Consider the following 7,781-nt stretch of genomic DNA (forward strand, 5'->3'; position numbering starts at 1 on the left):
TGCAAATAAAAAACAGATTAGGTTGATGGTGCGCAGTTTGAAACGGCATCTTTCTTAATCCGTTTGTTTTTTTTATTTGCATTTTGCATTATTTTTTTTGTAGAGAATTTGCGGCGAACAGTTAAGAAAACTGTAAACAGATTCTGGTGACATCTACACGCTTATTATCTTCATGACGATGATAGAACCAAATGAATCATTTTCTTATCATCATCATAGTTTACTATCCTTGCTTTCATTATATTGGAATGTTGGTATAACGGGTTAAATTCGAACACATTTTTCAATGCTGTCCTTAGTCTGTTCATCTTTGATTTTTTGGAGCAGACATAGAACCCTTCCTCGATTTTCGGTAGAACCAGCTTTTAAGGCTTTGAAATTCTTTGTCGTTGCCAATGTACCAATACATATTTATAATTGATAACGCCAGCGTCTGGCGAAGTTTTTTATATTCATATAACTGAAGTTTTTGATTTGTCATCTTTAGAACGACATCTTCGCATACCAGATACATGGATAGCGGATTCACTAAGAGGTCTGCCAAAAGTGTGCAATGAGGCAATGGCACCAAAGATCAATTACTGCTTGTATCTTGTAAAAGAGCAGCTTTGAGATATATTGCTTTTTTTTTATGATAGAAGATACCTTTTTTCAAGACGCTTTTGTCGCGATATTTTTCTCTGTCGTTGAAAAGGGAAGCCAGATTGGCAACGATAAAAAGCCATCAAGCAGTGATCGGTTTTTGATAAAGTAGAGCGAAGCTGAGCATGGTAAAGACGATATGAGATTTGGATTTAAAACCATAGTGACATAAGAGGCGTCTTTGACTGGATTTAGAACCAATTTGGTACAGTATCTGGAACTGCAGGTATGACAACAATAGTTTCATTGCCGCAGTTAGGACTGACAAAGAGATATAACCAAGATGGAAGAACAAAGGATAGTTTTTTGAACATTATCAAAAGAAACATCCCTGAGTTTGCCTTTATCATGTATTAATGATAATCGTAATTGTCAAAGAAGATATATTTAAAAGTATTTTTACCGCTTTTTTTTAACAAACTGCTTAAAATTAAAAGACCTAATGTATCAGCGAACAGATAAATCATCATAAAGTCATCTCCTAAAATCATTATAATACCAAAAAAGGATGCATAGGCATTTAAAATGTAACAACACCAGGTGGACAAAATTTATTTTGTCCCTTTTTACTGTCCCATCAGCGTTACTCATAATATATACTATTTCTTCTTTGGCAGAATTTTTCAGCAGCAAATATCAATTGTAGTATTTGTTGTCATTAAAATTGCAAGAACTATAACAATAACTTTTTTTATATTTTCATTTTGTAATAATTTTATGTTTTTTTATAACTAATCCATCAAAAATATATAGTAAAGCTGGCAGAACAAAGCACAATGATAAGAAACAAACTGTTCTTCCAAAGAAGAATCCTTAATTGTGAAAGTAGTCCATGAGTGAAATGTTTCAATAAAATCCCACGATTGTCAAAACAGAAGTTAAAATGGATATGGTTACTTATGGATATGAAAAAAGTAAATCTATTAGCTATTGGAGCTGTATTTTGTACTTTTATTGACAACAAAATCTATTATTTTACCAATTATTTTAGTGTTAGCTATTGAAACAGCAATTTGGATAAATTTATCTATTCCTTATTTTACAAATAGTACGATTTTCTATATTGCTTACTTAATCATCAATTCTATTCAACTAGGTGCAACAGTAGATTATGCAATACTATTTTCAGATAGGTATAAAGAAAACGAATCACAACAATAAAAAGCAAGCAATAATAGTACAATTTCTTCTGTTACCGTTTCCATTTTAACTGGCGGAGTTTTGACAATCGTGGGATTTTTATTGGAAACATTTCACTCATGGACTACTTTCACAATTAGATTCTCTTGAAAAGGAACAGTTTGTTCTCTTATCATTGTGCTTTTTGTTCTGCCAGCTTTATATATATTTGATGGATTAGTTATAAAAAAACATAAGGAGGTATTACAAAATAAAATATATAAAAAAGTTATTGTTATAGTTCTTGCATTTAATGACAACAAATACTACAATGATATTTGCTGCTGAAAATGATTCTGCTAAAGAAGAAATAGTAATATTAAGTAACGCTTACGGACAGAAAAAAGGACAAATAACTTGTCCAATAGTGCATTTTAAATGCCTTTCATCCTTTTTGGTATTATAATGATTTTAGGAGATGACTTATGATCGATTTATCTGTTCCTTCTGAATACATTAGTCTTTTTAATTTTAAGCAGTTTGTTAAAAAAGACGGTAAAAATACCTTTAAATATATCTTCTTGACAATTACGACTATATCATTAATCAAGGATAAAGGCAAACTCAGGATGTTTCTTTTGATAATGTTCAAAAAACTATCCTTGTTCTTTCATCCATCTGGTTATGATCTCTTTGTCTGTCCTAACTGCGGCAATGAAACTATTGTTGCTCATACCTGCAGTTCCAGATACTGTACCAAATGTGGTTCTAAATCCAGTCAAAGACGCGCTGCTTATGTCAGCTCTATGGCTTTTAAATCCAAACATCGTCATATCGTCTTTAATCCTGCTCAGCTTCGCGGTACTTTATCAAAAACCGATCACTGCTTGATGGTCTTTTTGTCGTTGCCAGAAATACTGGCTTCCCTTTTCAACGACAGAAAATATCGCAGACAAAAGCGTCTTGAAAAAGAAAGGTATCTTCATCATAAAAAAAAAAAGTACACCTAATATCTTTACAAAGATACAACTGATAATGTGATTTTGCGCCATTGCCTCATTGCACACTTTTGGCAGACCTCTTGGAAAGCATATCCATGTTCTGGTATGCGAAGATGCTTATGATTCTAAAGATGACAAAATCAAAAACTAGTTATATGGACTATAAAAACTTCACAGACATGGCGTTATCAATTACTCAGCTATCTTGACAGACACATTGGCAACGACAAAGAATTTCAAAGCCTTAAAGTGGTTCTACCGAAAATACGAGGAAGGGTTCTATGTCTATGCTCCAAAAATCAAAGATGAACAGACTAAGGACGACATTGAAAATGTGTTCAATATATAACCCGTTATACCAGCAGACCAATAATGGCAAAGCAGGATAGTAAACTATGATTGATAAGAAAATGATTCATTGGTTCTACATCGTCATGAAGATAATAAGCGTGTAATGTCACAGAATCTGTTTACAGTTTTCAACCGTTAAACCGCAAATTCCTACAAAAAATAATACAAAACTGCAAATAAAAAACAAACGGATTAAGAAAGATGGTCTTCAAACTGCACTGCATCAACCTTAATCTGTTTTTTATTTGCAGAATAGTGTATGATATCTATCGATCAATATTATGAAAGGAAAGAAAAGAAACAGCCCGTTAAAGCTTCACCCTCTAACACTGTCCCTTTTCAATCGTCGTTGATACTGATGATACAAATTATATGATACAGGATTTTATACTCAATATCAAGTCAGCTTTTGATTCTCAAAATATTAAATTCTATAATGAACCTTCTTTTCACAACCGCGATTTCGAATTCTACTGTCTCAATCATTTGAGCTGTCATCTTTACATACCATAACGGCATCGTCTGTAAATCTTCAATATCAATATTATCAGTCCTATCAGAGACATTATATCTCTTTTCATAATGGCCAAATTGATGATCAGATGCTTGAAGTCCCTGTGATGTACTGCCGTAATGACGGTCATTTTCATTCTATTTTGCCTGCTTCTTTTATCATACCTCATTCATCATATTCCATATTTTTGTACTTCATGTCCTCTCTTGAAGATGTTTCTTCTTCATTGACCATTGAAAAAATCGTCAATATATTTCAGATATCTGTTTCAACACTTTACCGCTGGATAAAAAAATATTCATATTATTTAAGGATATTCAGCTTTTTAAAAATAAATATCATATGCATTTCTTCATTCATTTGATCTATGACTACGAAAGTCTCATCAGTGATATTTTCGGTATGACTCTTCATACTCTTTTTCAAAACAGTCGCAAGCTGTTTCAATCAATATCCTGATCGTTCTTGAAAGATAATCAAATAAATATGTTGGCAATGTCATTTTGTTGTTTAGCGAATTAATTTAACTAACTTTTTCAAATTAAATTAGACAGTATTAAATGTAAAATCATCACGATTAATTAAATTTGTTATACTATTTTAGACAATATCCGCACTTTATTTTATACTTTAACAGTAACAAAAATGCAGCTTTACACTGCATTTTCATATTAATTTTAATCCTTCTGCAATCATTACACCATCAATTATGCTGTGCATGATATTTCCAATCCTTTCACTGTTCCAAAAATATCATCTAACGTACTTAATGGACTTGATACATTTATCTCTGGTATACCAATCCAACGCTCTTGTCCCAGCTGAATTAAATATATGTCATACCTGCTCTTTCTTCCGCTTATACTGAATGATGTTATTTCATTGATTTTTTTATATTTCTTATTTCACATTTCCATACCTGCTTTTATATCTGCAGTTATATCTTATTGTTTTATCCGATTTCATTTGCTGCCTCATTACTGTTTCATTATCGATTACCATTTTCTCTCTGGCTGCTCCTATTATTAAACAGTGGGTCAATAAATTATTCAGCTTTCTTGATGATCCTTGGCTTGCATTTGATAATGCCTTGAGCGCATCTGGCATTATCAGCGGCTGTGTTCTTCCTGCTTTTTTTAGCTTTTCAACCACATACCTTTCGATATCTTTCTCATTCATTCCAGAAGTTTCATACTGAATTACAATTCGCTGTTTCAATGCTTCATGCACAGCTCTGTTGACAGTGTGATTTAATACTGGTGTTCCTGACAGGATCAAATTACATAATTATTTGAATCAAAATTAAAATTTAAAAGCATTATAAGATCATTAAGAATATCAGTTTTTAAAAACTGAGCTTCATCCAGTATGATCACTGGTACGATCCTTTTTTCATCGACAGTACTTTTTATATAGCTCTGTATATTTCTGAAATTATCTATTTTTTTATGCTGTGGTTCCAGCCCAAGCTGACTGCTCAGCTCACGATAAAATTCAATCGTTGTCAATGTAGACATTGGCATATAGATAACCTTATACAGTCCTGGGTTTAGTGTCTCACTGAATTTTTTCATGATAAATGTCTTGCCAGTTCCACTGCGTCCTGTGAAAAGTCCAATTTCGAACATCTTTCAGATAGTTAAGCCGACCAAGTGCTTCTTTAAAAATCATTTGTAGATATTTCTATATCAGGCTGTCCTTTTTCAAACGATTGAATTCAAGTCCGTAATGAATCTTAAAATCCTTCATCATGAATCCTCCTGTGCAAATAATGGTTTATTTCTTTTTATTCTGGAATTGTCAACCTTTCTGACTTCAAAGATTTCTATATAACTGTCATTTTCATATATATAAACGTTGCTTAAATCCGGTTTGTATTTAACTGTTATTCTTGTGCCGATATATCTGTTTTGTTTCATAAATTCTGGTATTGAGTCTGATTGTTGCATCATTGGCTACCTTCTGGTAACCGTATGATAAAATATCTTTTCAAGTAAATTTGAATCGATTCTCCTGATTAAGTTTGAATCATCCATAAATACATTCAATGGTGTTTGACCGTTTAATGATGCATGTGGAGAATTGTTTTTTTGATTGACATATATACCAAAAGCAGCATCTATATCCTCGATATTTTTAAACTGGCTGAAATCAGTATTGTACATCCACTGTTCCTTTACTGATTTAAAGGCCCGCTCCAATCTTTCCTTCTGGTTGCCATGAAAGATTTTTGCACGACTTATCTGAATCTGCAGCTGAGCACAGATAAGTGGCAGCTGTTCATTCTTGTACGGTGTGCCGTTGTCAGTAAAAATTCTTTTTGGTATGCCGTATTTAGTTACAGCTCTCTTTAATACGGTTTGAACATTTACTGCATTGTCTCGAGAAAAATCCATAACCAACAATCATCCTTGAATGATCATCAATAATCATGATCAGATATGTTCTGAGCTTATGCCCGCTGTCATCGTTAATATAGGAACAGTAAGTAGTATCCATCTGCCACATGTCATTGGAATGTTCCATTTCAAAGGCCCGCATATCTTCAACAGGTATTCGGTTAAGTTCGGTTTTGAGGCAATAAATCTTGATACTGTTGAAAGTGATACATCTTTTTTCAATATATCGCCATCTTCTATCAGTTTTAGATAAATGGAAGTGGCGGTCATCCTGGAGTTGTTTGCTTACATCAATGATTTTATTTTTTACATCTTTGGTCAGTTTGCGTGAATGCCCCTTGTCTTCACGTGTTTTTGGCATCAGCCCATTAAATCCCTCCCCTGCGGTACAGGTCATACCAGTACTGTACAGTCTGAAAAGAGAATTCTTTAGAAGTGCCGTCAGGATACCGAAACGGAGTAGACGTAATTCTTTTGTAGTACTGCAGCGCAGAACGGTCAGGATATGTTTCATTAAGAACGGGAACGATCAGTTCATACCTGAAAAGTGCAATTTGAATGTTTAAATCTTTTTTACTGTTATTCATATAGAATACACCTCCTGACCTAACCATATAACAGAGTGGAGGCATATTCAAAGGAAGGGGTATGGGAAAAAGAAATCATGTAAAAATGATCATATTTTTAGTTGAAATATGCTGCATAAACATAACATGATATTCTGAAAAATAATTTATTATGAAATCAAAACATTCAAAGTCACACCTACCAAAAAAGCCAAAAAAGAAGTGAGACGTTCTTTGTGAAATTTAATATAAAAGGCAATAATTTTTTTGACCAGTTCTCTAGAAAACCAGTTATTTTAGAAATAACAGAAGCAGAATCACTGACATTGCGATAGGACTGGATTATTTTTATTATACAGGGATTGGACAAAATCCGGTAAGAGAATGATAATACTGGGCAAAAGAGCATGAGTACAGTTACAGCTTTCGCATTTGATTCTAACGATAGAAATTAAAATAGTATTGTCAGAATCAAGAGTTAAATAACGGGGATAGACAGCATGTCTGTGAAAATGACCAGTAGAACCGCATGTACATTTGATTTTAGTAAGAGCAAGAGATGAAATATCAAGGTCATATGAATCTTGAGAATAATTGTTGAAATTGAAGGTTTGAAATGTTATCATAATCTTGTACAAAACATACGTTTTGTTTTTGGGAAAAGAAAGGCAGGAAGGCGAACCGATGACCCTTTCTTTTTTCGTATGTTTAACTCCTTTATATAATAATAAAACAGTTAGAATAACTTGCATATAATTTTATCAAATTATTCTAACTGTTTTGTTGCATTTATTAATTTTAATTGACTGGATGGTATTGTTTTTATTTTATATAATGTGCTAATCAACAATATGCCGGTGTAACTTCACTAGAAAATGAATATAATAAATTTGATACTGCAATATCTGAATTCATAAATACTCTTAGTAATATGCTTACAAAAATGTCAGAATTAGCATCAGGAATTAATCAGCTTGTTGTCAATTATAAAGAATTTGATAAAGGAATAAATAATTATACTAATGGAGTAGCTACTATTGTTTTTGGATATAATCAAATGATAAAAGGCGTTTCTTCTTTAGCTTCTGGTAGTAAAGAATTACTAAATGGTTCAAATAGTCTTGTTTCTGGTTCATCCAAATTATATGCAGGTATTACAGCTTATTGTGAGGGAATAAAAGAATTAAAT

The 7,781-nt window shown here is 32.5% G+C and carries 10 protein-coding genes and 1 pseudogene; 3 read left to right on the forward strand and 8 right to left on the reverse strand.

Going from position 1 to position 7,781, the window contains the following annotated elements; all coding sequences use genetic code 11:
* Positions 1-1,596 precede the first annotated feature (1,596 nt).
* Both OC535_RS13005 and OC535_RS13010 read left to right on the forward strand, forming a co-directional pair.
* Positions 1,597-1,803, forward strand: coding sequence for a hypothetical protein (locus tag OC535_RS13005; protein WP_498824006.1), 207 nt, complete (start codon positions 1,597-1,599; stop codon positions 1,801-1,803).
* Positions 1,804-2,246: 443 nt separating this feature from the next.
* A complete protein-coding gene (locus tag OC535_RS13010; RefSeq protein WP_498824007.1) occupies positions 2,247-2,771 on the forward strand; it encodes a transposase zinc-binding domain-containing protein in 525 nt (174 codons plus the stop codon).
* Positions 2,772-4,334: 1,563 nt separating this feature from the next.
* Here OC535_RS13010 and OC535_RS13015 read toward each other — a convergent pair.
* The 8 genes from OC535_RS13015 to OC535_RS13050 all read right to left on the reverse strand — a co-directional run bounded on the left by OC535_RS13015 (position 4,335) and on the right by OC535_RS13050 (position 7,344).
* Entirely contained in the window at positions 4,335-4,514 is a 180-nt protein-coding gene (locus OC535_RS13015) for a DUF6618 family protein (protein WP_498824018.1), read from the reverse strand.
* Between the two features lie 13 nt (positions 4,515-4,527).
* Positions 4,528-4,845 carry a hypothetical protein gene (locus OC535_RS13020; RefSeq protein WP_498824008.1) on the reverse strand — a complete coding sequence of 106 codons (318 nt, stop codon included), beginning with the start codon at positions 4,843-4,845 and terminating at the stop codon, positions 4,528-4,530.
* 56 nt (positions 4,846-4,901) lie between these two features.
* Entirely contained in the window at positions 4,902-5,255 is a 354-nt protein-coding gene (locus OC535_RS13025) for an AAA family ATPase (protein WP_498824009.1), read from the reverse strand.
* 120 nt (positions 5,256-5,375) lie between these two features.
* A complete protein-coding gene (locus OC535_RS13030) occupies positions 5,376-5,579 on the reverse strand; it encodes a hypothetical protein (protein ID WP_498824010.1) in 204 nt (67 codons plus the stop codon).
* 3 nt (positions 5,580-5,582) lie between these two features.
* Positions 5,583-6,023 carry a transposase family protein gene (locus tag OC535_RS13035; protein WP_498824011.1) on the reverse strand — a complete coding sequence of 147 codons (441 nt, stop codon included), beginning with the start codon at positions 6,021-6,023 and terminating at the stop codon, positions 5,583-5,585.
* The gene (locus OC535_RS13040; RefSeq protein WP_498824012.1) at positions 5,962-6,387 is read right to left on the reverse strand and encodes a DDE-type integrase/transposase/recombinase; all 426 of its coding nucleotides are present in this window, start codon (positions 6,385-6,387) and stop codon (positions 5,962-5,964) included. The genes OC535_RS13035 and OC535_RS13040 overlap by 62 nt, the downstream gene beginning before the upstream one ends.
* Positions 6,388-6,394: 7 nt before the next feature.
* The gene (locus OC535_RS13045; protein WP_498824013.1) at positions 6,395-6,613 is read right to left on the reverse strand and encodes a hypothetical protein; all 219 of its coding nucleotides are present in this window, start codon (positions 6,611-6,613) and stop codon (positions 6,395-6,397) included.
* A gap of 296 nt (positions 6,614-6,909) precedes the next feature.
* Positions 6,910-7,344 (reverse strand): DUF6431 domain-containing protein, encoded by a 435-nt coding sequence (locus OC535_RS13050; protein ID WP_498824014.1) that lies wholly within the window; start codon positions 7,342-7,344, stop codon positions 6,910-6,912.
* A 191-nt stretch (positions 7,345-7,535) separates the two neighbouring features.
* Here OC535_RS13050 and OC535_RS13055 point away from each other — a divergent pair.
* Positions 7,536-7,781, forward strand: a pseudogene (locus OC535_RS13055) (hypothetical protein); the annotation flags it as partial.

Origin of the sequence: Clostridium sp. Marseille-Q5894 (assembly GCF_946902305.1) — a bacterium.
Classification (GTDB): Bacteria; Bacillota_I; Bacilli_A; order Erysipelotrichales; family Coprobacillaceae; genus Thomasclavelia.